23 protein-coding genes and 1 riboswitch are annotated in these 24,667 nt (G+C 72.0%); of the genes, 19 read left to right on the top strand and 4 right to left on the bottom strand.

Features of this window, described 5'->3' with window-relative positions; translation table 11 throughout:
* Positions 1-953, top strand: a 953-nt coding sequence (locus V7E45_RS13745) for an alginate lyase family protein (RefSeq protein ID WP_333774411.1), incomplete at its 5' end; no start/stop codon positions are given.
* Positions 954-1,059: 106 nt separating this feature from the next.
* On the top strand, positions 1,060-1,518 hold the full coding sequence (locus V7E45_RS13740; protein ID WP_333774410.1) for an acyl-CoA thioesterase: 459 nt from the start codon (positions 1,060-1,062) through the stop codon (positions 1,516-1,518).
* Here V7E45_RS13740 and V7E45_RS13735 read toward each other — a convergent pair.
* A complete protein-coding gene (locus V7E45_RS13735) occupies positions 1,478-2,692 on the bottom strand; it encodes an MFS transporter (RefSeq protein WP_333774409.1) in 1,215 nt (404 codons plus the stop codon). The genes V7E45_RS13740 and V7E45_RS13735 overlap by 41 nt on opposite strands.
* A 119-nt stretch (positions 2,693-2,811) precedes the next feature.
* Here V7E45_RS13735 and V7E45_RS13730 point away from each other — a divergent pair, with 119 nt between their 5' ends.
* The 10 genes from V7E45_RS13730 to V7E45_RS13685 all read left to right on the top strand — a co-directional run bounded on the left by V7E45_RS13730 (position 2,812) and on the right by V7E45_RS13685 (position 11,940).
* Positions 2,812-4,020, top strand: coding sequence for an ROK family transcriptional regulator (locus tag V7E45_RS13730; RefSeq protein WP_333774408.1), 1,209 nt, complete (start codon positions 2,812-2,814; stop codon positions 4,018-4,020).
* Between the two features lie 236 nt (positions 4,021-4,256).
* Positions 4,257-4,387, top strand: a riboswitch (FMN riboswitch).
* A gap of 163 nt (positions 4,388-4,550) precedes the next feature.
* Positions 4,551-5,159, top strand: coding sequence for a riboflavin synthase (locus V7E45_RS13725; protein ID WP_333774407.1), 609 nt, complete (start codon positions 4,551-4,553; stop codon positions 5,157-5,159).
* Positions 5,156-5,797, top strand: a complete 642-nt coding sequence (locus tag V7E45_RS13720; RefSeq protein ID WP_333774406.1) for a nicotinamide mononucleotide transporter family protein — start codon at positions 5,156-5,158, stop codon at positions 5,795-5,797. The genes V7E45_RS13725 and V7E45_RS13720 overlap by 4 nt, the downstream gene beginning before the upstream one ends.
* Complete coding sequence (locus V7E45_RS13715; RefSeq protein ID WP_333774405.1) at positions 5,794-7,107, top strand: bifunctional 3,4-dihydroxy-2-butanone-4-phosphate synthase/GTP cyclohydrolase II; 1,314 nt, start codon at positions 5,794-5,796, stop codon at positions 7,105-7,107. The genes V7E45_RS13720 and V7E45_RS13715 overlap by 4 nt, the downstream gene beginning before the upstream one ends.
* 42 nt (positions 7,108-7,149) lie before the next feature.
* Positions 7,150-7,635, top strand: coding sequence for a 6,7-dimethyl-8-ribityllumazine synthase (ribH, locus tag V7E45_RS13710; protein WP_333774404.1), 486 nt, complete (start codon positions 7,150-7,152; stop codon positions 7,633-7,635).
* Between the two features lie 34 nt (positions 7,636-7,669).
* On the top strand, positions 7,670-7,942 hold the full coding sequence (locus tag V7E45_RS13705; RefSeq protein WP_333774403.1) for a phosphoribosyl-ATP diphosphatase: 273 nt from the start codon (positions 7,670-7,672) through the stop codon (positions 7,940-7,942).
* Between the two features lie 48 nt (positions 7,943-7,990).
* A complete protein-coding gene (hisG, locus tag V7E45_RS13700) occupies positions 7,991-8,839 on the top strand; it encodes an ATP phosphoribosyltransferase (protein ID WP_333774402.1) in 849 nt (282 codons plus the stop codon).
* A 24-nt stretch (positions 8,840-8,863) separates the two neighbouring features.
* Positions 8,864-9,316: a PH domain-containing protein gene (locus tag V7E45_RS13695; protein WP_333774413.1), complete on the top strand. Its 453-nt coding sequence runs from the start codon at positions 8,864-8,866 to the stop codon at positions 9,314-9,316.
* 204 nt (positions 9,317-9,520) lie between these two features.
* On the top strand, positions 9,521-10,855 hold the full coding sequence (locus V7E45_RS13690) for a hemolysin family protein (RefSeq protein ID WP_333774401.1): 1,335 nt from the start codon (positions 9,521-9,523) through the stop codon (positions 10,853-10,855).
* Positions 10,852-11,940, top strand: coding sequence for a hemolysin family protein (locus tag V7E45_RS13685; RefSeq protein WP_333774400.1), 1,089 nt, complete (start codon positions 10,852-10,854; stop codon positions 11,938-11,940). The genes V7E45_RS13690 and V7E45_RS13685 overlap by 4 nt, the downstream gene beginning before the upstream one ends.
* Before the next feature lie 63 nt (positions 11,941-12,003).
* On the opposite strand, the gene V7E45_RS13680 is transcribed toward V7E45_RS13685, so the two are convergent.
* The gene (locus tag V7E45_RS13680; protein WP_333774399.1) at positions 12,004-13,872 is read right to left on the bottom strand and encodes an AAA family ATPase; all 1,869 of its coding nucleotides are present in this window, start codon (positions 13,870-13,872) and stop codon (positions 12,004-12,006) included.
* A 430-nt stretch (positions 13,873-14,302) separates the two neighbouring features.
* The gene (locus V7E45_RS13675) at positions 14,303-14,923 is read right to left on the bottom strand and encodes a uridine kinase family protein (protein WP_333774412.1); all 621 of its coding nucleotides are present in this window, start codon (positions 14,921-14,923) and stop codon (positions 14,303-14,305) included.
* Between the two features lie 254 nt (positions 14,924-15,177).
* Here V7E45_RS13675 and V7E45_RS13670 point away from each other — a divergent pair, with 254 nt between their 5' ends.
* The 5 genes from V7E45_RS13670 (at position 15,178) to V7E45_RS13650 (ending at position 20,349) form a co-directional block, all read left to right on the top strand.
* Entirely contained in the window at positions 15,178-16,134 is a 957-nt protein-coding gene (locus V7E45_RS13670; protein ID WP_333774398.1) for a hypothetical protein, read from the top strand.
* Positions 16,135-16,176: 42 nt separating this feature from the next.
* Positions 16,177-17,718: an amino acid permease gene (locus V7E45_RS13665; protein ID WP_333774397.1), complete on the top strand. Its 1,542-nt coding sequence runs from the start codon at positions 16,177-16,179 to the stop codon at positions 17,716-17,718.
* A 214-nt stretch (positions 17,719-17,932) separates the two neighbouring features.
* Positions 17,933-19,300 (top strand): peptidase C39 family protein, encoded by a 1,368-nt coding sequence (locus V7E45_RS13660; protein ID WP_333774396.1) that lies wholly within the window; start codon positions 17,933-17,935, stop codon positions 19,298-19,300.
* Between the two features lie 135 nt (positions 19,301-19,435).
* The gene (locus V7E45_RS13655) at positions 19,436-19,576 is read left to right on the top strand and encodes an SCO1431 family membrane protein (protein ID WP_333774395.1); all 141 of its coding nucleotides are present in this window, start codon (positions 19,436-19,438) and stop codon (positions 19,574-19,576) included.
* An 80-nt stretch (positions 19,577-19,656) separates the two neighbouring features.
* Positions 19,657-20,349: a TetR/AcrR family transcriptional regulator gene (locus V7E45_RS13650; RefSeq protein WP_333774394.1), complete on the top strand. Its 693-nt coding sequence runs from the start codon at positions 19,657-19,659 to the stop codon at positions 20,347-20,349.
* Between the two features lie 96 nt (positions 20,350-20,445).
* On the opposite strand, the gene V7E45_RS13645 is transcribed toward V7E45_RS13650, so the two are convergent.
* Entirely contained in the window at positions 20,446-21,687 is a 1,242-nt protein-coding gene (locus V7E45_RS13645) for a glycoside hydrolase family 18 protein (protein ID WP_333774393.1), read from the bottom strand.
* Between the two features lie 331 nt (positions 21,688-22,018).
* Between V7E45_RS13645 and V7E45_RS13640 the strand changes: the two genes are divergently transcribed.
* Positions 22,019-23,191, top strand: a complete 1,173-nt coding sequence (locus V7E45_RS13640; protein ID WP_333774392.1) for an acyl-CoA dehydrogenase — start codon at positions 22,019-22,021, stop codon at positions 23,189-23,191.
* Between the two features lie 344 nt (positions 23,192-23,535).
* Entirely contained in the window at positions 23,536-24,633 is a 1,098-nt protein-coding gene (locus V7E45_RS13635) for a hypothetical protein (RefSeq protein ID WP_333774391.1), read from the top strand.
* The last annotated feature ends 34 nt before the right edge of the window (positions 24,634-24,667 follow it).

Genomic DNA, 24,667 nt, shown 5'->3' with positions numbered 1-24,667 from the left:
CCACGGCCCCCACCGCCCAGAACCCCTGGGGCTGCCCCTACGTCCAGCGCGACGGGCAGCGCAATCCCGAGGTGGACACCGGCACCGACCGGCAGGACGCCGAGAAGGTCTTCGACTCCACCTACGACCTCTCGCTCGCCTGGTACTACACGGGCAGGCGCGGCTATGCCGAGAAGGCCGGACAGATCCTGCGCACCTGGTTCCTGGACCCGGCCACCCGGATGAACCCCGAGCTGGACCACGCCCAGTTCATCCCGTGCAGGTACGACGGCCGGGCCATCGGCATCATCGACTTCTCGCAGTCGTACACCAGCGTCCTCGACGCACAGGCGATCCTCGCCGCCGGCGCCCCCGGCTGGAGCCCCGCGGACCGGACCGCGATGAACCGGTGGAACGCCGACTTCCTCGACTGGCTGAAGGACGGCGACTTCGGCCGGCAGGAGGGCGGGGCCGCCAACAACCACGGCACCTTCTACGACCTCCAGCTCGCCGCCCTCGCCTGTGCCACCGGCGACACCGGCCTCGCCCGGCGGACCGTGCTCGACGCGCGCACCCGGCGGATCGACCCGCAGATCGCCGCCGACGGGAGCCAGCCGCAGGAACTCGCCCGCACCCGCAGCTGGCACTACTCGGCCTTCGACCTGGTCGCCTACACCCGGCTCGCGGCCATCGGCGGGCACGTGGGCGTGGACCTCTGGTCCCACCGGGGGCCGGCCGGGCAGAGCCTGTTCCGGGCGGTCGACTACCTGCTCCCCGCCGCGACCGGCGCCGCCGCGTGGCCGCACCCCGAACTGGAGTTCCTCCGCTACGCGGCGAGCGACGTCGTGCACGCGGCGGCGGACGCGGGCGACGCGGCGGCGAAGGCGGCCGCGCCCCGGCTCCAGGCGCCTCCCGGCGGTGACCTGTGGGCCCTGCGGCCCGCCGCCGAGCAGCTCGACTCGATCGCCGGCTGACCGCCTGACCAGGGGCTTCCCGACCGGGCTTCCCGAACGGGCTCCTGAGCGGTCGCTTAGTATGGGGTGTCCCCACCGCCCCTACCGCCGCTCAGGAGCCCCTCCCGTGACCGCCGAAGCCCCGACCGCCCTCGTCGTCCCCTACGGGCGGCTGATCCCCGTCACCGTCCACTTCGACGACCTGGACGCGCTCGGGCTGCTGCACAACGCCCGCTACCCGCTGATGGTGGAGCGCGCCTGGACCGAACTGTGGAACGCGCACGGCGTCCGCTTCGACGGGGACTGGGCGGCCGCCGGCGACGCCTGCAACGCGGTGCGCGAACTGGCCATCGGCTACGAGGCGCCGGTCACCCGGCCGGGCGTCTACGCCGTGCACCTCTGGCTGGAGCGGCTCGGTACCACCGGCCTGACCTACGGCTTCCGTTTCTGCTCGGCCGACGGCACGCAGACCTACGCGCGGGGCACCCGGGTGCTGGTCCGGCTGGACGCGGGCACGCTGCGCCCGGCGCCGTGGAGCGAGGAGTTCAGGGCCGTGGGTCGGGAACTGCTGCGGCCCGCGGACTGACCTGCTGCGCACCGCCGCGTTCGGCGGTGCGCAGCACGCCCGCGAACGCCGCGAGTCCGCAGGCCAGCACGGTCACCACGCAGAACGAGACCATCAGGCTGGTCGCCTGGGCCACGCCGCCGATCAGGCTGGGCGCGATCAGGCCCGAGGTGTAGGTGATGGTGGCCACGCCCGCGATCGCCTGGCTCGGGTTGGGGCCCGCGTGCCCGGCCGCCGCGAAGCACAGCGGCACGACCACCGCGATCCCGAGTCCCATCAGCCCGAACCCGGCCATCGCCACCACCGGGTGCCCCGCGACGACGATCAGCAGACCGCCGAGCCCTGCCACGACACCGCCCGCCCGGACGGTGCGGACCGCGCCGAACCGGTTCACCACCGCGTCCCCGGCGATCCGGGCCACCGCCATGGTGAGCATGAAGCCGGTCGTGCAGGCCGCCGCCACCCCGGCCGAGCTGTCCAGCCGGTCCCGCAGGAACACGGCCGACCAGTCGAGGCTCGCCCCCTCGGCGAACACCGCGCAGAAGCCGACCGCCCCGATCAGCAGCGCCGAGCGGGGCGGCAGCGCGAACCGCGGCGGCGGCTCCTCGTCCTCGGGGGGCTGGAGGTCGAGCACCCATGTGCAGGCCACCAGGCCGAGCACGGTGAGCGTCGCGGCGGCCAGCGCGAAGTGCACGCGCGCGTCCGAGCCCAGGTGGGCGGCGAGCGTGCCCGCGGCCGAGCCGACGAGCGCGCCGGCGCTCCACATGCCGTGCAGGCCGGACATGATCGACTTCTCCAGCGCCCGCTCGACCTCGACCCCCAGGGCGTTCATCGCCACGTCGGCCATGCCCGCGCCGGCGCCGTAGGCGAACATCGCCAGGCACAGGGTGTACAGGTTCGGCGCGAGCCCGGGCAGGACCAGAGACAGTGTCCACAGGGTGAGCAGCCCGCGCAGGGCGGTACGGCTGCCGAAGCGGTGGCTGATCCGGCCCGCCAGCGGCATCGCGCACGAGGCGCCGAACGCCGTGAACGCGAGCGCGAAGCCGAGCTGTCCCGCGCTCAGCGAGGCGTGGTCCTGGATCCACGGCACCCGGGTCGCGAAGGATCCGGTCACCGCTCCGTGTACGGCGAACACGGCCGCCACGGCGTACCGGGCGCGCCTGGCTTCCTCGCGCGTGCAGGCCACCTCACCCATGTTCCAGCCCTCCCCGGAGGCGCCGCAGTGCGTCCCCGCTGTTCCGCCGTAAACTATCAGGGACCCTGCCTGATAGATAGTGAGCGTCGCGGTGGCCCGCGTCTGGGAGGATGCCCGCCATGCCCGCATCACCGAGCACCGCCCGGGCCATCAACGACCGGCTCGCCCTGCGGCTGCTCCAGCACGAAGGCCCGCTCACGGCGGGCCAGTTGAAGCAGCTCACCGGGCTCTCCCGGCCTACGGTCGCGGACCTCGTCGAACGGCTCACCGCCTCCGGCCTGATCACGGTCGTCGGGGAGTCCGGCGAACAGCGCCGGGGCCCGAACGCCCGGCTGTACGGCATCGTCGCCGACCGCGCGCAGCTCGCCGCGCTCGACGTCCGCACCGAGGGCGTATTCGTGCTGGTGTCCGACCTGGTGGGCCGGGTTCTGGCCGAGGCGTCCGTGCCGATCGGCGGCGACACCGGGACCGGGCCGGCCGTGGAACAGGTGGTGACCGCGGTGGAGCGGACCGCCAAGAAGGCCGGCGCCGACCGGCTGCACACCGTCGGCATCGGGGCGCCCGGGCTCGTCGACCCCGCCACCGGCGACCTCCGCGACTCCGGCGGACTGCCCGCCTGGCACCGGCGGCTGGCCGCCGCCCTGCAGGAACGCCTGCCCGAGGCGCGCGTGACGGTGGAGAACGAGACCAACCTGGCCGCCCTGGCCGAGCAGCGCGAGGGCGCCGCCCACGACCGTGACACCTTCGTGCTGCTCTGGCTGGGCCACGGGGTCGGCGCGGCGGTCGTGCTGGACGGCTCCCTGCGCCGCGGCGCCTCCGGCGGCACCGGCGAGATCGGCTTCCTGCCGGTCCCGGGTACGGCCTCGCTGCCCTCGGCCAGGGACTGCGACGGAGGCTTCCACTCGCTGGCCGGTGCGGCCGCGATCGGCGCGCTGGCCCGAGAGTACGGCCTGCCGGCGGCGGGCGACACGGACGGTCCCGGCGCCGCGGAGGCGGTGCGCGCGGCGGTGGCGCCGCTGACCGGTTCCCCCGCCGGGGCGCAGGGTCCCGCGGACCGCTTCCTCGACGCACTCGCCGACCGGATCGCCGTCGGCGCCGCCTCCGTGGTCGCCATCCTCGACCCCGGCTGCGTGGTCCTCGGCGGAGAGGTGGGGCAGGCGGGGGGAGCGCTCCTGGCCGCCCGGGTCGAGGACCGCCTGCGCCGCATGTCCCCCCTGCGCACCGAAGTCCGCCCCGGCGCCCTCGGCGGCGCGGCGGTCCTGCGCGGGGCCCTGCTGACGGCGAGGGACCGCGCCCAGGACGAACTGTTCGGCCCACCGGACCACTGAGGGCGGGGCCCGCGCCACGGGAGAGCGGGACGTGCTGGGCGGCCCGGCGGCGGGCAAGGGCCGTCGACACCGCCACCGGGCCCGTCCGCACCCTAAGAGGACTAGACCAATGGGGTCAATGGTCCGGACCAATCGAGGTGTTCGGAGAAGTCCAGCCCGACCGCCTGTGAGCCAACCCACAATCTTCACCCACATGGACCAGCCCGGGACGTGGCACACTGGCCGTGTACCAGAAGCAGCGCACTCCGGGGTCGGTGAAAGTCCGAACCGGCGGTTACAGTCCGCGACCCGGTCGCTTCCAGCGGCCGGTTGACCAGGTGAAATTCCTGGACCGACGGTTAAAGTCCGGATGGGAGGCAGTGCGCGGCGGGCGGGCACGCATGCGTGCGCGTCGCCGTATCTGGGCTCGTCCGCGTGCGGACGGGTCCTTTTCGGCGTCGGCGATCTCCACGCTGCAGCTCACCCGTTCATTCTGTCGTCATCGACAGGCCCCGGAGTCCGTGCCCCCTTGAGGCAGGAGGACCCGGGAAGTGTTCACCGGAATCGTCGAAGAGCTGGGTGAAGTCACCGCCGTCGAGAATCTCGGCGACGCGTCGCGCTTCCGGCTCCGCGGCCCCGTCGTGACCGAGGGCGCGCAGCACGGCGACTCCATCGCCGTGAACGGGGTCTGTCTCACCGTCGTGGAGCACGAAGGCGACGAGTTCACCGCCGACGTCATGGCCGAGACGCTGCTGCGTTCCAGCCTCGGCGCGCTGACCGTCGGTTCCCGCGTCAACCTGGAGCGCCCCACCGCCGTGGGCGCGCGCCTCGGCGGGCACATCGTCCAGGGACACGTCGACGGCACCGGGCAGGTCCTGGCGCGCACGCCGTCCGAGAACTGGGAGATCGTCAGGATCTCGCTGCCGGCCGAACTCGCCCGGTACGTCGTGGAGAAGGGCTCCATCACCGTCGACGGCATCAGCCTCACCGTCGTGGAGGCCGGCGCCGACCACTTCACGGTCAGCCTCATCCCGACCACCCTCGCCCTGACCACGCTCGGCCGCAAGCAGCCCGGCGACCCGGTCAACCTCGAGGTCGACGTCATCGCCAAGTACGTCGAGCGGCTCCTCGGCGACCGTGCCCAGGGAGCCACCCGGTGAACTGGATGAACTCCGAGGCCTTCACCCTCTTCGGCCAGCACATCATCTGGTCCGACATGGTCGGCAACATCCTCGGCCTGATCACCCTGGCCCTCGGCTGGCGCCGTTCGCTGCTCACCTGGCCCGTCCAGTTCCTGTCCGGACTGGTCCTCTTCGCGGCCTTCTACGGCCACCTGACCGGCAGCGCCGGCAAGCAAACGGTCGTCATGGCCGTCGCGCTCTACGGCTGGTGGCGCTGGCGGCGCGACCGGGACCGCTCCGCGGACGGCCACATCACCCCCCGCTTCGCCAGCTGGCGCGAGCGCGCGGCCATGGCGGCCGCCGCCGCGGCGGGCACCGTCGCCGTGGCCCTGCTGTTCCAGGCCTACCCGAGCCTGTCCTGGGACCCCTGGCCCGACGCCTACATCTTCGTCGGCACCGTCGTCGCCATGTACGCCCAGGCCAAGGGCATGGTCGAGTTCTGGATCGCCTGGCTGCTGGTCGACCTCGTCGGCGTGCCCCTCAACTTCGCGAACGGCTACGCCTTCTCCGGTTTCGTCTACGTCATCTACGGCGCGCTCGTCCTGTGGGGCATGCGCGACTGGTGGCTGCGCTCCCGCAAGGGCTCGCAGCCCGTCCTGGAAGGAGCCCCGGCATGACCTCGGCACCGCCCCTGTACGACACGGACACCATCGAGAACTTCGAGCTCGACCCCGTAGAGCAGGCCATCGCCGACATCGCCGCCGGTCGCCCGGTGGTGGTCGTGGACGACGAGGACCGGGAGAACGAGGGCGACCTCGTCATCGCCGCCGAGAAGGCGACGCCCGAGATCGTCGCCTTCATGATGAGCGAGTGCCGGGGCCTGATCTGCGCGCCCATGGAGGGCGAGGAACTCGACCGGCTCCGGCTGCCGCAGATGGTCGAGGACAACACCGAGTCGATGAAGACGGCCTTCACCGTCTCCGTGGACGCCTCCGCCGCGCACGGCGTCAGCACCGGCATCTCCGCCGCCGACCGCGCCACCACGCTCCAGCTCCTGGCGAGCGGCACGGCCGAGCCCACCGACCTGGTCCGCCCCGGACACGTCTTCCCGCTGCGTGCCCGGCCCGGCGGCGTCCTGGTCCGCGACGGCCACACCGAGGCCGCCGTCGACCTCGCCCGGCTCGCGGGCCTGCGCCCGGCCGGCGCCATCGTGGAGATCGCCGGCGAGGACGGCCGCATGCTGCGGCTGCCCGAGCTGATCCCGTTCGCCCGCAAGCACGGCCTGACGATCATCTCCATCGAGCACCTGATCGCCTACCGGCGCGGCAGCGAGCCCACCGTCCGCCGCGAGGCCGAGACCCGGCTGCCCACCAGCCACGGCACCTTCCGCGCCTACGGCTACCGGTCCACCCTCGACGGCGTCGAGCACGTCGCCCTCGTCCACGGCGAGATCGGTGACGGCGAGGACGTCCTGGTCCGGGTGCACTCCGAGTGCCTCACCGGCGACGTCTTCGGCTCCCTGCGCTGCGACTGCGGCCCCCAGCTCGACGCATCTCTCGCCCGCATCCAGGAGGAGGGCCGCGGAGTCGTCGTCTACCTGCGCGGCCACGAGGGACGCGGCATCGGCCTGCTGTCCAAGCTGCGCGCCTACGAGCTGCAGGAGCAGGGCCGCGACACCCTCGACGCCAACCTGGAGCTCGGCCTGCCCGCCGACGCCCGGGACTACGGCGCGGGCGCGCAGATCCTCGCGGACCTCGGGGTCCGCAGCGTGCGCCTGATGACCAACAACCCCGACAAGACCGACGCGCTGCTGCGCCACGGCCTGCGGGTCATCGGCCGCGAGTCGATGCCGGTCCAGGCCGGCGAGCACAATTTGCATTACCTGCGCACCAAGCGCGACCGGATGGGGCACGACCTGCCCTGGCTCGACACCCCGGCCGTGCCGGCCGCGGCGGCGACGCCCGCGACCGCCTGCGGCAACCAGTAAGCGAAAGCACCCCGACAGCACTCAGCAGCACTTAGGAGAGACGTGAGCGGCAAGGGCGCACCCGAGCTGTCCGTACGCAACGCCGGTGACCTCAGGGTCGCCGTCATCGCGGCACAGTGGCACGAGAAGGTGATGGACGGTCTGGTGAACGGCGCCCTGCGCGCCCTGCACGACCTGGGGATCGACGAGCCGACCCTGATCCGGGTCCCCGGCAGCTTCGAACTGCCGGTCGCCGCCAAGGTCCTGGCGGGCCGCGGCTACGACGCGGTGGTCGCCCTCGGCGTCGTCATCCGGGGCGGCACCCCCCACTTCGACTACGTGTGCCAGGGCGTCACCCAGGGCCTCACCCAGGTCTCCGTGGAGACCGGCGTCCCCGTGGCCTTCGGCGTGCTCACCTGCGACACCGAGGACCAGGCCCTCGACCGGGCCGGCATCGAGGGGTCGAGCGAGGACAAGGGACACGAGGCGGTGAGCGCGGCCGTCGCCACGGCCATCACACTCCGCTCAGTATCCGAACCCTGGCACTGAGGAGTCCCGCACACCGCGTAGGGTGGGGCCCACCATGTCCAAGAAGACGTTCGAGGAGCTCTTCGACGAGCTCCAGCAGAAGGCCGCCAACGGCGATCCCGCCACCTCCCGTACCGCCGAGCTGGTCGGCAAGGGCGTCCATGCCATCGGCAAGAAGGTCGTCGAGGAGGCAGCCGAGGTCTGGATGGCCGCCGAGTACGAGGGCAAGGACGCGGCCGCCGAGGAGATCTCGCAACTCCTCTACCACGTCCAGGTGATGATGGTCGCCCGCGGGATCTCCCTGGACGACGTGTACGCCCACCTCTGAGCCCCACCCCCAGCATTCACCGACACCAACGCGAAGGAAGCCCGCCCCATGCTGCGCATCGCCGTCCCCAACAAGGGTTCCCTGTCCGGCCCTGCGGCGGACATGCTGCATGAGGCCGGCTACCAGCAGCGCCGGGAGTCCAAGGAGCTGCGGATCGTCGACCCGGTGAACGAGGTCGAGTTCTTCTACCTCCGCCCCCGCGACATCGCGATCTACGTCTCCTCCGGCCGGCTCGACATCGGCATCACCGGCCGCGACCTGCTGGTCGACTCCGGCGCCGACGCCGAGGAGATCCTGCCGCTCGGCTTCGCCCGCTCCACGTTCCGCTTCGCAGCCAAGCCCGGCACCGCGACGGGCGTCGCCGACCTCAAGGGCCGGACGGTCGCCACCTCCTACGAGGGCATCGTCGCCGGGCACCTCGCCGACAGCGGCGTCGACGCCTCCGTCGTCCACCTGGACGGCGCCGTCGAGACCGCCATCGAGCTGGGCGTCGCCGAGGTCATCGCCGACGTCGTCGAGACCGGCACCAGCCTGCGCAACGCCGGCCTGGAGGTCTTCGGCGAGCCCATCATGAAGTCCGAGGCCGTCGTCATCCGCCGCACCGGCGCCGACGTCGAGGAGCCCAAGGTCCAGCAGTTCCTGCGCCGCCTCCAGGGCGTCCTGGTCGCACGGACCTACGTGATGATGGACTACGACTGCCGGGTCGAGCAGCTGGAGAAGGCCGTCGCGCTGACTCCGGGCCTGGAGTCGCCGACCGTCTCCCCGCTGCACAACGAGGGCTGGGTCGCCGTCCGCGCCATGGTCCCCGCCAAGGAGGCGCAGCGGATCATGGACGACCTCTACGAGATCGGCGCCCGGGCCATCCTCACCACGGCCATCCACGCCTGCCGCCTGTAAGGGACACGCACCGAGATGTCCGAGATGTCCGACCTGCCCGATCTCCCCGTCACCTTCCGGCCCGGTCCCACCCGGGTGATCCTGCTCACCGCCGGTGTCGTGATCTTCCTGGTGATATCGGGGATCGCCCTGCTGCTCGACCTCGGCCCGGGGGAGCGGCTCACGTTCGTCGTCACCGCCGCGCTGATCTTCGGGGTGCTGGCCCAGCTGGCCCGGGTGCGGGTCGTCGCCGACGAGAGCGGCGTCACCGTGGTCAACATCGCGAGCAGGCGGCGCCTGGCCTGGGCGGAGATCGTCCAGGTGAACCTCCGTCCGGGCGATCCCTGGGTCTTCCTGAACCTCGGCGACGGCACCAGCCTGCCCGCGCTCGGCATCCAGCCGGGCATCGCCCGGCAGCGGGCCATCGCCGACGCCCGGACCCTGCGGGCGCTCGCCGAGGCGCGCTCCGCGGCCCGCGAAACACAAGATCAGGGCTGACTCGGGGGCGTCCACCCTGCCCCCTTGGGCCGTGTCTTGATTAACCTGGTGGCGGAGGCGCTCCTTCGCTGCGCCTCCGCCCCTGTGTGCCGCCCGGTGCCAGGGGCTCCTGCTACCCGAGGAGTGACCCCCTCCGGCGATGGACGGATCGTCCTGTAGTACCTGCGCCGCCCCTGCCCGACATCCCGGGAAGGCGGTGGCAGCGTGACCCTCTCCCTGCTGCTCCTCGGAGCGGCGTTCCTGTTGATTCTCGCCAACGGCTTCTTCGTGGCCGCCGAATTCGGCCTGGTGACGGTAGAGCGCCCGGAGGCCGAGAAGGCCGCCGCCGACGGCGACAGGCGCGCCCGCACGGTCGTGGAGTCGCTGAAGGAACTCTCCTTCCAGCTCTCCGGCACCCAGCTGGGCATCACCATCACCTCCCTGGTCGTCGGCATGCTCGCCGAGCCGGCCCTGGCCACCCTGCTGCGCGGCCCGTTCACGGCCGTCGGCCTCCCCGCGGGCGCCGTCTCCGGCGTCGCCGTGGTCGTCGGCATGCTGCTGGCCTCCGCCGTCCAGATGGTGATCGGCGAGCTGGTGCCCAAGAACTGGGCGGTGTCGCGGCCGCTGCAGGTCGCGCGCTTCGTCGCGGGCCCCCAGCACCACTTCGCCCGCCTGTTCCGGCCGGTGATCGCCATGCTCAACACGGTCGCCAACCGGCTGGTGCGCGCCCTGGGCGTCGAACCCACCGAGGAACTGGCCTCCGCCCGCACCCCGGGCGAACTGGTGTCCCTGGCCCGGCACTCCGCCCAGGCCGGCGCCCTGGAACAGGACACCGCGGACCTGTTCGTCCGCACCCTGTCCCTGGGCGACCTCACCGCGCAGCACGTCATGACGCCGCGCGTGAAGGTCAGCGCGCTCCAGGACTCGGCCACCGCCGAGGACGTCGTGAACCTAACCCGCGCCACCGGCCTGTCCCGCTTCCCCGTCTACCGGGAGAAGATCGACGAGATAGTCGGCATGGCCCACCTCAAGGACGCGCTCGCGGTCCCGGTGCACGACCGGCTGCGTACCCCGGTCAGCCGTATCGCCCGCAAGGCGCTCCTCGTGCCCGAGACGCTCCCCGTCCAGCCCCTGCTGGCCCGGCTGCGCAGCGAGCAGCCCATCGCGGTCGTCGTGGACGAGTACGGCGGCACGGCCGGCGTGGTCACCCTGGAGGACATCGTCGAGGAACTCGTCGGCGAGGTCCGCGACGAGCACGACGCCAAGGACGTGCCCGAGCTGGCCCCCGCCCCGCCGGAGGACGGCAGGCCGGCCTGGGACGTCGACGGCAGCTGCCGGGTCGACATCCTGCTGCGCATAGGCCTCGACGTGCCCGAGGGGCCGTACGAGACCGTCGCCGGCCTGGTCGCCGACCTGCTCGGCCGTATCCCGGCCCCGGGCGACCGCGCGGAACTGCCCGGCTGGCGGCTGTCCGTCCGCCAGGTCGGCCACTACCGCGCCGAGCGGGTCCGCCTGGTCCGCACGGTCCCGGTGGTCAACGTCGCGGAGGCCGTGCGATGAGCGTCCTGCAACTGGTCTTCGCCGCGCTGCTCGTGCTCGCCAACGGCTTCTTCGTCGGCGCCGAGTTCGCCCTGGTCTCCGTGCGCCGCAGCCAGATCGAACCGCTCGGCACGGCCCGCGCCCGCCAGGTGCTGCACGGCCTGGAGCGGCTGCCGCAGATGATGGCGGCCGCGCAGTTCGGCATCACCGTCTGCTCCCTGACCCTCGGCGCGGTCGCCGAGCCGACGGTGGCCCATCTCCTGGAGCCGCTGTTCGAGGCGGTCCACATCCCGGACGGCGTGATCCACCCGCTCGGCTACGTCATCGCCCTCGCCGCCGTGGTCTTCTTCCATCTGGTGATCGGCGAGATGGTGCCGAAGAACCTGGCGATGGCGGCCCCCGAGAAGGCGGCCCTCTGGCTCAGCCCGGGCCTGGTCTACTTCGCCCGGATCTGCCGGCCGATCACCGTGGCGCTCGGCGCGTGCGCGCAGGGCATCCTGCGGATCTTCCGCGTCGACCCCAAGGACGAGGTCGAGGCCGTCGTCACCAGCGAGCAGCTCAACCGCCTGCTGGAGGACTCCGGCCAGGCGGGGCTGCTCGACCCGGAGGAGCAGGAGCGCCTCGAGGACGCCCTCGAACTGGGCTCCCGCCCGGTCACGGACGTCCTGCTGCGCCGTGAGTCGCTGGTGACGGTGACGCCGGCGGTGACCCCCGGCGAGATCGTCGCGCTCACCGCCCGCACGGGCTACTCCCGCTTCCCCGTGTCGGCCACGGAGAAGGGCGCCTTCATGGGCTACGTCCATGTGAAGGACGTCCTGGACCTGGAGAACTCGGACCGCGCGGTGCCCCAGCACATCTGGCACCCCATGACGACCCTGCGCAGCGAACTCGCCCTGGACGACGCCCTGACCGTCATGCGCCGGGCGGCCACCCACCTGGCGCAGGTGGCGGACGCCTCCGGCCGGGTGCTGGGACTGGTCGCCATGGAGGACGTGCTGGAGCTGCTGGTCGGTGAGGTACGGGACCCCGCGCACCGGGAGGCGGCCGACGTGCGGCTGACGGAACCGAGGACGAGCGGGGAGCCCGAGGAGGCGCTGGCCACCTAGGGCCTGTCCGGGGAAGGACCCGCCGGTCCGCCCGCCGTGCGCCCCTCGGGGGCGCACGGCGCCTCACAGGGCCGACGGGTCCTGCGGTCCGCGCCCCGACAGCACCTCTCCGTACGCCTGCATCAGGTCCGGCAGCCTGAGGGTCGCCAGGTCCTGCCGGGACAGCGCCCCCGGGTACCCCGACAGCCGCAGGTCCCGGTACGCGCAGCTCTTCTCGTACAGCGTGCGCAGGAACCGCCCGTTGCCCAGCTCGTCGATCCACTCCTGGTCGACCACGTGCCCGGCGATCGAGCGCAGCTCCTCCAGCGCCTCCTCGTCCCAGAGGTCCCCGTTCTCCGCCGCGAGCACCTTGCCGATCTCGGTGAGCTCCGGCGGCCGGTAGGAGGGGAAGTCGACCCGGGTGGTGAAACGGGAGGACAGACCGGGGTTGGCGGCCAGCAGCCGGTCCATGCCCTCCGGATAGCCGGCCAGGATCACCACCAGGTGGTCCCGGTTGTCCTCGGCCCGCTTGAGCAGCACCTGGAGCGCCTCGTCCCCGTAGGCGTCGCCCTTGCCGTACCCGGAGTTGGAGAGCGAGTACGCCTCGTCCACGAACAGCACCCCGCCGATCGCGGAGTCGATCAGCTCGTTGGCCTTCACGGCCGTCTGCCCCAGGTACTCACCGACGAGATCGGCCCGCTGCGCCTCGACCAGATGGTCACCGCCGAGCAGCCCCAGCGCGTAGAAGACCCGGCCGAGGATCCGCGCGACCGTGGTCTTGCCGGTCCCCGACGGCCCGGAGAAGACGAAATGCCGTTTCGGCGGCTGCACCGGCAGTCCCTGCCCGGCCCGCAGCCGGGCCATGTTCAGCTGCGCGGACAGCGCCTTGACCTGCCGTTTGACCGGTTCGAGCCCCACCATGCGCTCCAGCTCGGCGAGCGCCTCCTCGAGTAACACCGAGTCGGTCGGGCCTCCGGGCAGCGGCCAGGACGACGACGGCATCCCGCTCTTGAGGCGCACCGCGGGACCGGACACCGACGGCAGGGGCCCGGTCGGCAGGTCCGGCTCGGGCAGCCGCAGGTCGCGCCCCTCGGTGCCGAAGAGGGGATCGAGCGTGTCCGGCCCGTCCACCGCGTCCGCCCCGGTACCGGTCAGGGTGATCGCCGCGAGGTCGGCGGAGTCGTCGTAGCCGTCGCCCTCGGCGATCGCCGCGAGCCGGGCGGCGGTGTCCATGAAGGCGGGATCGACCCGGTGCACCGCCCGGTACAGGGGCAGCGCCGCGGCACTGCGCCCGGTCCCCTCGTGTGCCCGTGCCAGCCAGTAGCGCAGCTCCTTGCGCTGCGGCTGCTCGCTGCGGCACCGCATCAGGGCCGCCGCCAGCAGCGGCTCGGCCTGCCCGTACATCTCGAGGCGCACCCGGGCCATCCCGCCGAACAGGCCGGCCTCGATGCCGAGCAGGGGGTCGTCGAGCAGCGGGTCGGTGTGCCGGACCAGCTGGTCCCAGTCCTTGACGAGGTAGGCGCGGCAGGAGTGCAGGAAGCGGACCTGCGGGTCGGTGTCCACCGGCGGGAGCCCGGCCAGCGCCCGGTCCAGCTCCGGCACGTGCCGGCCGTCCAGCCAGTGCGAGGCGTGCGCCAGCAGCAGATCCCGGGGGCTCTCCAGCACCGGCTGCACCCACCAGCCCAGCCAGTACCAGGAGTTGAGCGTCCTGCGGTGCCGGGCGCGCTGCTCCCCGAAGCGTTCGCGGTGGCGGAACATCCGCAGCAGCGCGGTCGTCGTGTCGACCCGCAGGGCGTGCAGCCCGAGCCAGGCGTCCGCCATCCCGGGGTCCATCCGGGCCGCGGCCCGGAACTCCTCCTCGGCCTGCGGGTAGGCGCCCATCGTGTAGGCGTCCACACCTCGCAACCAGGCGAGGTCGGCCGGGGCCTCGGGGCCCTGCGTGCCGAAGTCCATCACGTCCCCCACAGACCGTGCCCCCGTTGGTTCACCGCCGGGCAGGTGCCCGACGGTCGCCGCGGTCGAACCGCTGTGCCGCGGACCGGAGTTGCCGGTGCGCGAGGCAGCCGCTCGACGGTCGCACCGAAGGCATCGTACCCGCGGGAGCACCGCGCACCGAAGGGTGCCGCACCAGCCGTTCCACGAGGTGGGAGCAGACGGGGCGCACACCGTGAAGTGACACAGGGTGAGCGGATCAGCGCGTGAAGCGGGGGAAAGAGGCCCTGAGGGCAGAACGAAGCCCCCGATCACGGGGGAACAACCGGGGGCTTCGCGTCTTCGGGCGGCTCCGAACGGCCGCACATTGAGAACGTAAGACCTGCACGGTCCCCGGGTCAAGCGCCCCTGGAGCACTCAAACAAGTTCCCCCGCAGGGGTCTTCACGGGTTCACCACATCGCGGACGGTCCGTCACCCTGGGTGATGGACTGGTCCGGTCCAAGGGCCTCGGCCGGCCCCGGCAGCACCTCGTACCCCTGCGGCGTCTGCCGCACCAAAAAGTCCGCATGGGGGCGCGACGGGTCCGCGGCGAAGTGCGCCCGCTCCGCCTCGACCCACCCGGTCCAGAACTCCCGCTGCTCCGCGCCGTCCCGGGCGCGGCCGCGGGCCCAGGCCTCCTCGCGCGGCAGATCCATCCACAGCAGCCGCGCCAGATACGGCCGCAGTGCCCTGCGTCCGGCGCCGACCCCCTCCATCAGGACCACGGGGGCGGACGGCAGGGCGCGCGGCGGGCCGAAGGTCCGGGCGCGCCAGTCGTACGGCGTGTAGCGCGCGTCCTGGCCGCGGGACCAGGGGGTGATCACCTGGGCCAGCAGCCGGTCCGTCCACGCGAACAGCTGCTCGTGGCTGGCGATGTCGTCCAGCCGCAGGACCGGTGCCCCGCCCAGGGCGGCGGCCAGTCGCCCGGCGAAGGTGGACTTACCGGAACCCGCGTGGCCGTCCACGGCGACCAGTCGGACGGGGCCGCAGGACGGGGGGAGACGGCGCAGCCGGGCGGCGAGGTCGTGAATGGCGATTCCTGAGGTGTGGTGCGGTGTGGGGGTCTTTTCCCGGAAACAGTCTAGTAGCGGCCCATAGGGGCCGGACCGGCGCCCCCCGGAAACGTCACTTCTTGAACTACTGGCTGACCGCCGGTCAATGGAATGGATTGACGTTCCCAATCCGTTGACCGATATGTGAAATTCGGCGTTCCCGGTGCCTCGGCTGCTGAGTAAGGTGCCTCCTGGGTGACCGCCACACATCGAACGGGGACGGACAGGGGGACATGGCCGCGGAGTTATTCGAGGGGCACTATGTATGGCATCCGGCGGCCGATGACCGCGTCCTGGCGAGCGTATGCGTCGATGTGCGCGCCGGGCGTTATCGATACGCACAGGAAGCCCTCGCCGAGACACGTTCCGACTTCGCGCTGCGGGCCCACCGCTCGCTGGTGCTGGCCTCCGAGGCGGCCGGGAGCGACCTGGTCGAACGCTGGCTGGCGGAGGAGCCGGGCCCCGAGTCCACGCTGATGTGGGCCCGGGTCGCGGTGCAGCGCGCGATGCGGGCCGCCGACGAGCGCGACGAGCGGGCCGAGACGCTGGAGCGGATCGCCCTGACCGCCTGTGACCGGGCGGCCGCCGTGGCGCCGAAGGACCCCACGCCCTGGGTCGCCAGACTGACCATGGCCCGGCTGCACCGGCTGCGTGACCCCGCCCCGCACGGACTGCTGACCGCCCCGCCCGGACCCTGGCGGCTGTTCTCGCACGTCCTGGCGCTCGACCCCTGGCACCGCGAGGGCCACCACCGCTTCCTGTCGTTCTTCTTCACCCGGCACGGCGGCTCGGTCAACGCGGCGTGGGACGTGGCCGCGTTCCTCAGCCAGCGGGCGGCCGCCGACTCCGTCCTGCGGCTGCTGCCGCTGGTGGCCCTGGTGGAGAGCTACAACCCCACCCAGCTGCTCGCCGACCGCGTCTGGGAGCAGCCCCAGTGGCGCTCCACCGCCCTGGCGATCTACCACAACTGGTTGCCGACGGCGGCCGGTTACCGCTTCACCCCGGTGCTCGACCTGGCCTACCTCGCGCACGCGCTGGTCATGGCCCAGTGCGAGTTCGAGGCCCGGGCGGTGTTCGCGGCGATGGGCCCGTACGCCTCGCGCATGCCCTGGAGCGCCTTCGGCGACCCCGCCGAGCAGCTCTCCAGGGCGCGGCGAACCTGCGGCCTGCCCGTCCCGGGGCCCGCCTGACCGCGCACGTGCCCAGCCCCCCACCGAGAGAAAGGCCGAACTGTGTCGGATCGGACATCGGCGCCACGGGCGAAGTCCCGTGGTGAAGCGGACCCGGTCGCGCTCGACGACGACGCGACCCTGCACGCCATGGGTTATCCGCGGAAACTCACCCGGCGCTTCAAGGCGTTCGACAATTTCGCGATCTCGTTCACCATCATCAATATCCTTTCGGGTATCTTCTCGTCCTTCGGGTACGGAATGAACGCGGGCGGGCCCCGTGTTCTCGTGTTCGGCTGGATAGGCGTGTCCGTCATGGTGCTGTTCATCGGCGCGGCCATGGCGGAAGTGGCTTCCGCCTATCCGACGAGCGGTGCGCTGTACTTCTCCGCCGGGAAACTCGCCAAACGGCACAAGGGTGCCTGGTCCTGGTTCACCGGTTGGCTGAATTTCGTGGGCCAGATCGGCGGCACCGCCGCGACGGGATATGCGGCGGCGACCTTCGTCCAGGCGTTCATCGCCCTCCAGTGGCCCTCGTACCGGCCGACCGTGCACCAGACGGTGCTGATCACGGCGCTGATCATCGTGCTGCAGGGCCTCGCCAACACCTACACCGTCCAGCTCGTCGCCCTGCTGAACCGTGTTTCCGTCTGGTGGCTGCTGATAGGACTGGTGGTGATCGTGAGCACACTCATCGTGATGCCCGACCACCATCAGTCGGCGTCCTTCGTGACGCATTTCGAGAACAACACCGGCTTCTCCAGCGGCCTTTACGGCGGCATGCTCGGTCTGCTCGTCACCAGCTGGACCTTCACCGGCTTCGACGGCAGCTTCCACATGTCCGAGGAAACGGTCCAGGCGACGGTCAACGCACCGAAGGGGATCACCCGCGCCATCGGCTATTCGGCGATCACCGGCCTGATCCTGATGCTGGCACTGGTCTACAGCATTAGCGACTACGCCAGGGTGGCCGGCTCCTCCGCGCCGCCCGTCCAGATTCTCATCGACGGCCTCGGCCTCGGCACCGCCAAGGCGATGCTCCTCATCGTGATCGGCGCCATGCTCTTCTGCGGTCTCGCCAACCTCACGAGCAACACCCGGCAGATCTTCGCCTTCTCCCGGGACGGCGCCATGCCCGGCTCCCGCTGGTGGCACTCGGTCTCGCCGCGCACCCGTACGCCTGTGAAGGCGGTCTGGCTCGCCGTGGTCTGCTCGCTGGCCCTCGTCGTCCCGGGCTGGTGGTCGCACACGGCCTTCACCGCCATCGTCAGCGTCAACGTGGTGGGACTCTTCCTCGCCTACGCGGTGCCGATCTTCCTGCGGCTGCGGCTCGGCGACGGGTTCCGGCCCGGCCCCTGGCACCTGGGCCGCTGGGGCCGGCCGATCGGCTGGCTCGCGGTGATCTGGATCCTGCTCAGCAGCGTCCTGTTCATGCTGCCGCAGGCCTCGCCGATCACCGTCGACTCCTTCAACTACGCGCCGATCGCGCTGGCCGTGGTCCTCGTCGTGGCCACGGTGTGGTGGTTCGCCACCGCCCGCCGCCGCTTCCAGGGCCCGGTCAGCTACGGCCGTCCCGACGAGGTAGCGGCGATGGACCTGATCTGACGCCCGCGGTCCCGGCCCCGGCGTGCGGCCACCGAGCCCCGCGCGCCGGGCCCAGTACTGTCCCGACCTCGCGCTTTCCTCCAGTGGACCAGACCAATATTGGTGGCGCGCCATGCGCCGAAGTGCTGGCAGGGGCATGCCGTCTCCTCCATAGTTGGCCCACAGCCACGCACCGCACCAGCCCCGACCCGGACCCCTGGGGGTAACCGCGCTCATGAGCAGAGCCCAGCAGCCGTCCCGCCGTACCCTCCTCACCGCCGCGGTGGCCGCCGCGGTCGCCACGGGGGCCGTACCCGCGACCGCCGGCACCGCCCAGGCGGCCGGCGGCGCCGACCCCGCCCAGGACCCCGCCCGCCCCGTCGACTACCACTCCTGGACGACGAACCACGACTGGCGCTGCGGCACCGCACTCGGCGTCCGGGTCGTCGCGGGCCGCCGCCCCGGCGTCGAGATCGGCACCGCGGCGGGCCGCACCGACTACACCGACCCGCACACCGGCACCACCGCCACCTGGGAGTACGCGACCTGGACCTCGCCGGTCCACCGGCTCGCGGTGCCCGCGACCGAGGCCATCGCCTCCTGGAACGCGCACACTCCCGAGGGCACCTGGCTGCAGGTGGAGCTCCAGGGCACCTACTCGGACGGCACCGCCACCCCCTGGTACGTGATGGGCCGCTGGGCGGCCGGGGACCAGGACATCAAGCGGACCTCGGTGGACGACCAGAGCGACGGCAAGAGCTCGATCTGGACCGACACCTTCGCCATCGACGACGCCGCCACCGGTCTGCGCCTGGCCTCCTACCGGCTGCGCCTGACGCTCTACCGCAGGCCCGGCACCGCGCTGACCCCGACCGTCTGGCGGCTCGGCGCCATGGGTTCCGACATCCCCGAGCGCTTCACGGTCCCCGCCTCCGCCCCCGGCCTCAACCGGGAACTGGCCGTCCCGCGCTACTCGCAGGAGATCCACAAGGGCCAGTACCCGGAGTACGACAACGGCGGCGAGGCCTGGTGCAGCCCGACCTCCTCGCAGATGATCGTCGAGTACTGGGGCGGCCGGCTCACGCCGCAGCAGCTGTCCTGGGTGGATCCGTCCTACGCCGACCCGCAGGTGGACCACGCGGCCCGGTACACCTACGACTTCCAGTACGAGGGCTGCGGCAACTGGCCCTTCAACGCCGCCTACGCGGCCACGTTCGACGGCATCCAGGGCGTGGTCACCCGGCTCGCCTCGCTCACCGACCTGGAGACCCTCGTCGCGGCCGGCATCCCGGCCATAACGTCCCAGTCCTTCCTGAAGACCGAGCTGACCGGCGCCGGCTACGGCACCTCGGGCCACCTGATGACGGTGATCGGCTTCACGGCGGACGGCGACGTGATCGCCAACGACCCGGCCTCGCCGAGCGACGACGCGGTCCGGCGGGTCTACCTGCGGCGGGAGTTCGAGAACATCTGGCTGCGGACCAAGCGCTACAACGCCTCCGGCAAGGTCGTCTCCGGCACCGGCGGGGTCTGCTACCTCTACTTCCCGGCGCACCCCACCCCGGTCCAGCGCAAGGCGCTCGCGGCGGTGGGCGTGGTCTGACCGGCCCGGGCCGGCCCGTGTGAGCAACGTCTCCGCGGCGAACGCGGGCGCGGGTGGCAAGGTGGAGCAGTGGGTGGGGGACATCAGCGGGTGGGGGGACATCATCATCCGTCCGTCCGACCTCTGCGAGCACTCATGAGCGCACACCCGGCCACCGCCACCCGCGTCCGCACCGGCGGGCCCGACCAGGACGGCCCCGAGATCCTCGAACACGTCATGGGCTGGGTGCTCGTGGCCGTGGTCGCGATGCTCGTGACCCGACTCGGCCTGCTCTGACCCGGCCCCGGGCCCGGCGCGCATGACCTGACATACTGCGGAAGTCCCGCCGACCTCCTAGACCAGGGTCGAAAGTGAATATGCGTCAACAGAGTGCCGCCGCCCTCACCCCCACTCTCGACTCCGCTCGAGCAGGGGGTGCCCCCACCCGGGCGCGCGGCACCGAACGCTCCGCGGCCCGTCGCGCCGAACTCATCGCCATCGGGCGGAGGCTGTTCGCCGACACGTCCTACGACGCGCTGTCCATGGACGACATCGCCCGCCAGGCGCACGTCGCGAAGGGGCTGATCTACTACTACTTCCAGTCCAAGCGCGGCTACTACCTGGCCATCGTCCGGGATTCCGTCGCCGACCTGGTCACCTTCGCCGCGAGCGGCGCGGAGCTGCCCGCCGTGGACCGCGTGCACCGCACGATCGACGGCTATCTGCGCTTCGCCGAACACCACCAGGCCGCCTACCGCACCATCGTCAGCGGCGGCGTCGGCTTCGACACCGAGGTGCACGCCATCCGGGACGGCGTGCGGGAGGCGATCGTCGCCACCATCGCCGAGGGGGCCTACGGCCGCGTCGAGATAGCCCCGCTGGCGCGCATGGGTCTGCTCTCCTGGGTGTGCGGTGTCGAAGGGGCCACCCTGGACTGGATCGACCGCCCCGCCCTCTCCCGCGAGACGATGCGCGAGCTGCTGGTGAGGACCCTCGGCGGAGCCCTGCGCGCGGTCGAGGAGCTGGACCCCTCCCACCCGGCGCCGCCGCCGGCCCGCCGCCCGGACTGACGCCCCGCGCGCGGGAAGGGAGCGGAGGCTCGTGGTCCTCCGCTCCCGCCACTGGGGCCGGGGCGCTGTGCGGCCCGCTCGGCGCCCCCGGTCCGGCTAGTTGATCGCCTTGATCAGCTCACCGTTCGCGGTGTCGCCGCTCAGCTCCCACAGGAAGGTGCCGCCGAGTCCCTGCTGGTTCTTGTACGTCATCTTGGTGCCGATGGTCGCCGGTGTGTCGTAACTCCACCAGTCCTTCCCGCACTTGGCGTAGGCGGTGCCCGCCACGGTGCCGGTCACCGGGCACTTGGTCTTGAGCACCTTGTAGTCGTCGATGCCCTGCTCGTAGGTGCCCGCCGCGGGTCCGGTCGCCGTGCCGCCGGGTGCCGCCTGGGTGACACCTGTCCAGCCGCGGCCGTAGAAGCCGATGCCCAGGAGCAGCTTGGAGGCGGGGACGCCGAGGCCCTTGAGCTTGGCGATGGTGGCCGAGGTGTAGTAGTTCGCCTTCGGTATGCCCGCGTACGAGTTCAGCGGCGAGTGCGGGGCGGTCGGGCCTGCCGCGTCCCAGGCGCCGAAGTAGTCATAGGTCATCGGGTTGTACCAGTCGACGTACTGGGCGGCGCCGGCGTAGTCCGCCGCGTCGATCTTCCCGCCGCCGGTGGCGTCGGCGGTGATCGCCGCGGTGACCAGGCTGCCGGAGCCGAACCTGGACCGCAGCGCGGCCATGACGTTCTTGAAGGCCTCCCGGCCGCTGGTGTCGCAGGTGTTGCCGCAGGCGTTGGGGTACTCCCAGTCGATGTCGATGCCGTCGAAGACGCCCGCCCACTTGGAGTTCTTCACCAGGTCGTAGCAGGACCGGGCGAAGGCGGCCGGGTTCTTCGCGGCCTCGCCGAAGCCGGCGGACCAGGTCCAGCCGCCGAAGGACCACAGCACCTTCAGGCCCGGGTGCCTCTTCTTCAGCTTGAGCAACTGGTTGAAGTTGCCGCGCAGCGGCTGGTCCCAGGTGTCGGCGACGCCGTCGACGGACTCGGCGGCGGTGTAGGCGCGGTCGGTGGCCGCGTAGGAGTCGCCCATCGCGCACTTGCCGCCGGTCACGTTGCCGAAGGCGTAGTTGATGTGGGTCAGCCTGGCCGCCGAGCCCGAGGTCTCGACGTTCTTGACGAAGTACTTGCGGTCGTAGGTGCCCCATTCGGTGAAGTAGCCGACGACCTTCGAGCCCGCCTTGAGCTGCGGCGCGGTGGGGGCGGCCGCGGCCGCGGTTCCCGCTCCGGCAAGCAGTCCGGCGCCGAGGGCGGCGGAACACGCGACGGCGAGCAGCGCCCTGAGACGGGCGCGGGGGCGGTGGGGAGTGCGGTGCATCGGGTGGCTCCTCGTGGGGGAGAGGGAAACGCGCGCCGATTGGCATGAACGCGGTAAAGCGTTGGCAATGCACAGTAGGAGGACTAGACCAATGCGTCAATGGTTCGGACCAATCCGGGGGTGTGCGGGGTTCCGGCTGGATTCCTGAAGTAAGCGGTCGTTAACTGGTGACGGGAGGTCGCTGATCGGGCATACTCACGGCACAGCCGCTGGTCAGCAGCTTCCGAGACCCGGGAGCGGGTGTCCTCGGCCGACTGAACGATCAGGCGGAGCCGCCCCCACCCAAGGCGCACATCCGCCGATGTGCCCGAACAGGGAGGAGAGCGACGCCATGTCCGACCGCGACCCGCAGCCGGTGGAGCGTCAACTGCCCACGGAAGAGGCGAGAGATCTTCTCGCGCTCGTCCGTGAGATCGCGCAGCGCGAGATCGCGCCGAAGGCGGCCGAGGAGGAGGACGCCGGACGTTTCCCGCGCGAGGTCTTCACCCTGCTGTCCGATGCGGGGCTGCTGGGCCTGCCGTACGACTCCGAGTACGGCGGCGGCGACCAGCCCTACGAGGTGTACCTGCAGGTCCTGGAGGAGCTGGCGGCGGCCCGGCTGACCGTCGGCCTCGGTGTCAGCGTGCACACGCTCGCCTCCTACGGACTCGCCGCGTACGGCAGCAAGCAGCAGCAGGTGGAGCACCTGCCCGCGATGCTCGGCGGCGGCCTGCTCGGCGCCTACTGCCTCTCCGAACCGTCCTCCGGCTCCGACGCCGCCTCCCTGCGCACCAAGGCCGTCCGGGACGGCGACGCCTGGGTGATCACCGGCACCAAGGCCTGGATCACGCACGGCGGCATCGCCGACTTCTACACCGTGATGGCCCGCACCGGCGAGGACGGCCCGCGCGGGATCACCGCCTTCCTGGTGCCGGGCGACGCCGAGGGGGTCAGCGGCGCCGCGCCCGAGAAGAAGATGGGCATGAAGGGCAGCCCGACCGCCCAGGTCCACTTCGACGGCGTCCGGGTCGGCGACGAACGGCGCATCGGTGAGGAGGGCCAGGGCTTCGCCATCGCGCTGTCCGCGCTCGACTCCGGGCGGCTCGGCATCGCCGCCTGCGCCATCGGCGTGGCCCAGGCCGCGCTGGACCAGGCGGTCGCCTACGCCACCCAGCGCCGGCAGTTCGGCCGCCCCATCGCCGACTTCCAGGGCCTGCGCTTCATGATCGCCGACATGGCGACCCAGATCGAGGCGGGCCGGGCCCTCTACCTCGCGGCCGCCCGGCTGCGGGACGCCGGCCGGCCGTTCGCCAAGCAGGCCGCCATGGCCAAACTGCACTGCACCGACACGGCCATGAAGGTCACCACGGATGCCGTGCAGATACTCGGCGGCTACGGCTACACCGCCGACTTCCCGGCCGAGCGCTTCATGCGCGAGGCCAAGGTGCTGCAGATCGTCGAGGGTACGAACCAGATCCAGCGGATGGTCATCGCCCGTCACGTGGCAGGACCGGAGGGTCGCTGAACTGCCCCCTGAGGACCGTCGGGGCCGCCAGCCTGACCCACTCCGGGTCATGGCGGCCCGGCAGGGTGCGCCCCCGGTCGGCCCAGACGCGCATCAGATCGAGGTAGATGGGCGGGTCCTGCGGCACGGGCGGCGGAACCGATTCCGCAGGCCGGGGCACGAAGATCCGGCGCTGACGCCCGGTTGCCGAGTACATGGGGGTCATACCCGAAGAACGCGGCGCGGCCCCGCCGGGTTACCACGCGGCGGAATCGCGCGTGAGTTCAGCGGCTACGGCCGGTTCCCCCTCTGGCCTCCCACGGTTGACTGACGTACCGTCAGCTGACCGTCCCAGGGGGGTCCAGGTGGCCGACGACCGTCCCGTACCGCTCGACGAGTACCCCGTGCACCAGGTGCCGCTGTCCATGAAGCACGTGGCGACCGGGGACCGCAACGCCTACGACCGCTGCATCTTCCACGTCTTCGACCACACCGGCCGGCCCCTGCTCATCCTCGGCCTCGGCGTCTACCCCAACCTCGGTGTGATCGACGCCTACGCCACCCTGCGCACCGGCGACACCCTGCGCGCGGTCCGCGTCAGTGACGCGCTCGGCGAGGACCGGACGCGGCTCACCGTCGGCCCGCTGCGCATCGAGGTCCAGGAACCGCTGCGGCGGCTGCGGCTGGTCTGCGACGACGAGTTGTCGTACGACCTCACCTGGACCGCGGCCTTCCCCGCCCTGTGGGAGCCGCACCACCTCCAGCGCCGCGGCGACCGGCTCACCCTGGAGGGACGCAGATTCGTCCAGGCGGGCACGGTCGAGGGCACGATACGGGCCGGCGGCCGCGCGTTCACCGTCACTCCCGGGGACTGGACCGGCACCCGCGACCGCAGCTGGGGCGTACGGCCGACGCCGGGCGAGGACGGCGGCCGGCTGGCCGAGGAGCACCCGGCCGAGGGCTTCCACTGGATCTGGTGCCCGGTCCGCTTCGAGGACCGTTTCCTGATGGTCGTCATCCAGGAGGACGCCGACGGCCACCGCTCGCTGAACGACGCCACCCTGGTCCGCCCCGGCCACCGCGACCGGCAACTGGGCTGGCCCCGGGCGGAGATCACCTACCGCCCGGGCAGCCGCCACCCCGAACGCGCCGTCCTCCACCTCGGCGATCCGCGCGAGCCGCTGAAGCTCGACGTGGAGGTGCTCGCCTCCTCCCCGCTCGCGGTCGGCGCGGGCTACCCGCCGGCGGACGACTGGCAGCACGGTTCCTGGCGGGGCCGGGGCTGGGTGGACCGCCGTACGTACGACATGACGTCGCCGCACCCGCGCGCCGCCTACGGCGTCACCGACCACTCCGCCCGCTTCCGGATGGACGGCCGCACGGGCCACGGCATCTTCGAGCACGGCTCGTTCGGCCGCCACGACCCGAGCGGCTTCACCGGCTTCGACTCGGTCGCACCGTAGGAGGTGACGGATGACCACGGCACCGCGCCCGCGC

It is taken from the genome of Streptomyces sp. IBSBF 3136, assembly GCF_036815105.1.
Classification (GTDB): Bacteria; Actinomycetota; Actinomycetes; order Streptomycetales; family Streptomycetaceae; genus Streptomyces.
This window is presented reverse-complemented; position numbering and strand designations above follow the sequence as displayed.

Bases quoted from the DNA above. Each gene is read 5' to 3' on its own strand.
- V7E45_RS13670 (WP_333774398.1), top strand. From the start codon at position 15,178: ATGGCCGCGGAGTTATTCGAGGGGCACTATGTATGGCATCCGGCGGCC.
- V7E45_RS13660 (WP_333774396.1), top strand. From the start codon at position 17,933: ATGAGCAGAGCCCAGCAGCCGTCCCGCCGTACCCTCCTCACCGCCGCG.
- V7E45_RS13730 (WP_333774408.1), top strand. From the start codon at position 2,812: ATGCCCGCATCACCGAGCACCGCCCGGGCCATCAACGACCGGCTCGCC.
- V7E45_RS13695 (WP_333774413.1), top strand. From the start codon at position 8,864: ATGTCCGACCTGCCCGATCTCCCCGTCACCTTCCGGCCCGGTCCCACC.
- V7E45_RS13685 (WP_333774400.1), top strand. From the start codon at position 10,852: ATGAGCGTCCTGCAACTGGTCTTCGCCGCGCTGCTCGTGCTCGCCAAC.
- V7E45_RS13650 (WP_333774394.1), top strand. From the start codon at position 19,657: ATGCGTCAACAGAGTGCCGCCGCCCTCACCCCCACTCTCGACTCCGCT.
- V7E45_RS13655 (WP_333774395.1), top strand. From the start codon at position 19,436: ATGAGCGCACACCCGGCCACCGCCACCCGCGTCCGCACCGGCGGGCCC.
- V7E45_RS13705 (WP_333774403.1), top strand. From the start codon at position 7,670: ATGTCCAAGAAGACGTTCGAGGAGCTCTTCGACGAGCTCCAGCAGAAG.
- V7E45_RS13715 (WP_333774405.1), top strand. From the start codon at position 5,794: ATGACCTCGGCACCGCCCCTGTACGACACGGACACCATCGAGAACTTC.
- V7E45_RS13735 (WP_333774409.1), bottom strand. From the start codon at position 2,692: ATGGGTGAGGTGGCCTGCACGCGCGAGGAAGCCAGGCGCGCCCGGTAC.
- V7E45_RS13645 (WP_333774393.1), bottom strand. From the start codon at position 21,687: ATGCACCGCACTCCCCACCGCCCCCGCGCCCGTCTCAGGGCGCTGCTC.
- V7E45_RS13640 (WP_333774392.1), top strand. From the start codon at position 22,019: ATGTCCGACCGCGACCCGCAGCCGGTGGAGCGTCAACTGCCCACGGAA.
- hisG (WP_333774402.1), top strand. From the start codon at position 7,991: ATGCTGCGCATCGCCGTCCCCAACAAGGGTTCCCTGTCCGGCCCTGCG.
- V7E45_RS13680 (WP_333774399.1), bottom strand. From the start codon at position 13,872: ATGGACTTCGGCACGCAGGGCCCCGAGGCCCCGGCCGACCTCGCCTGG.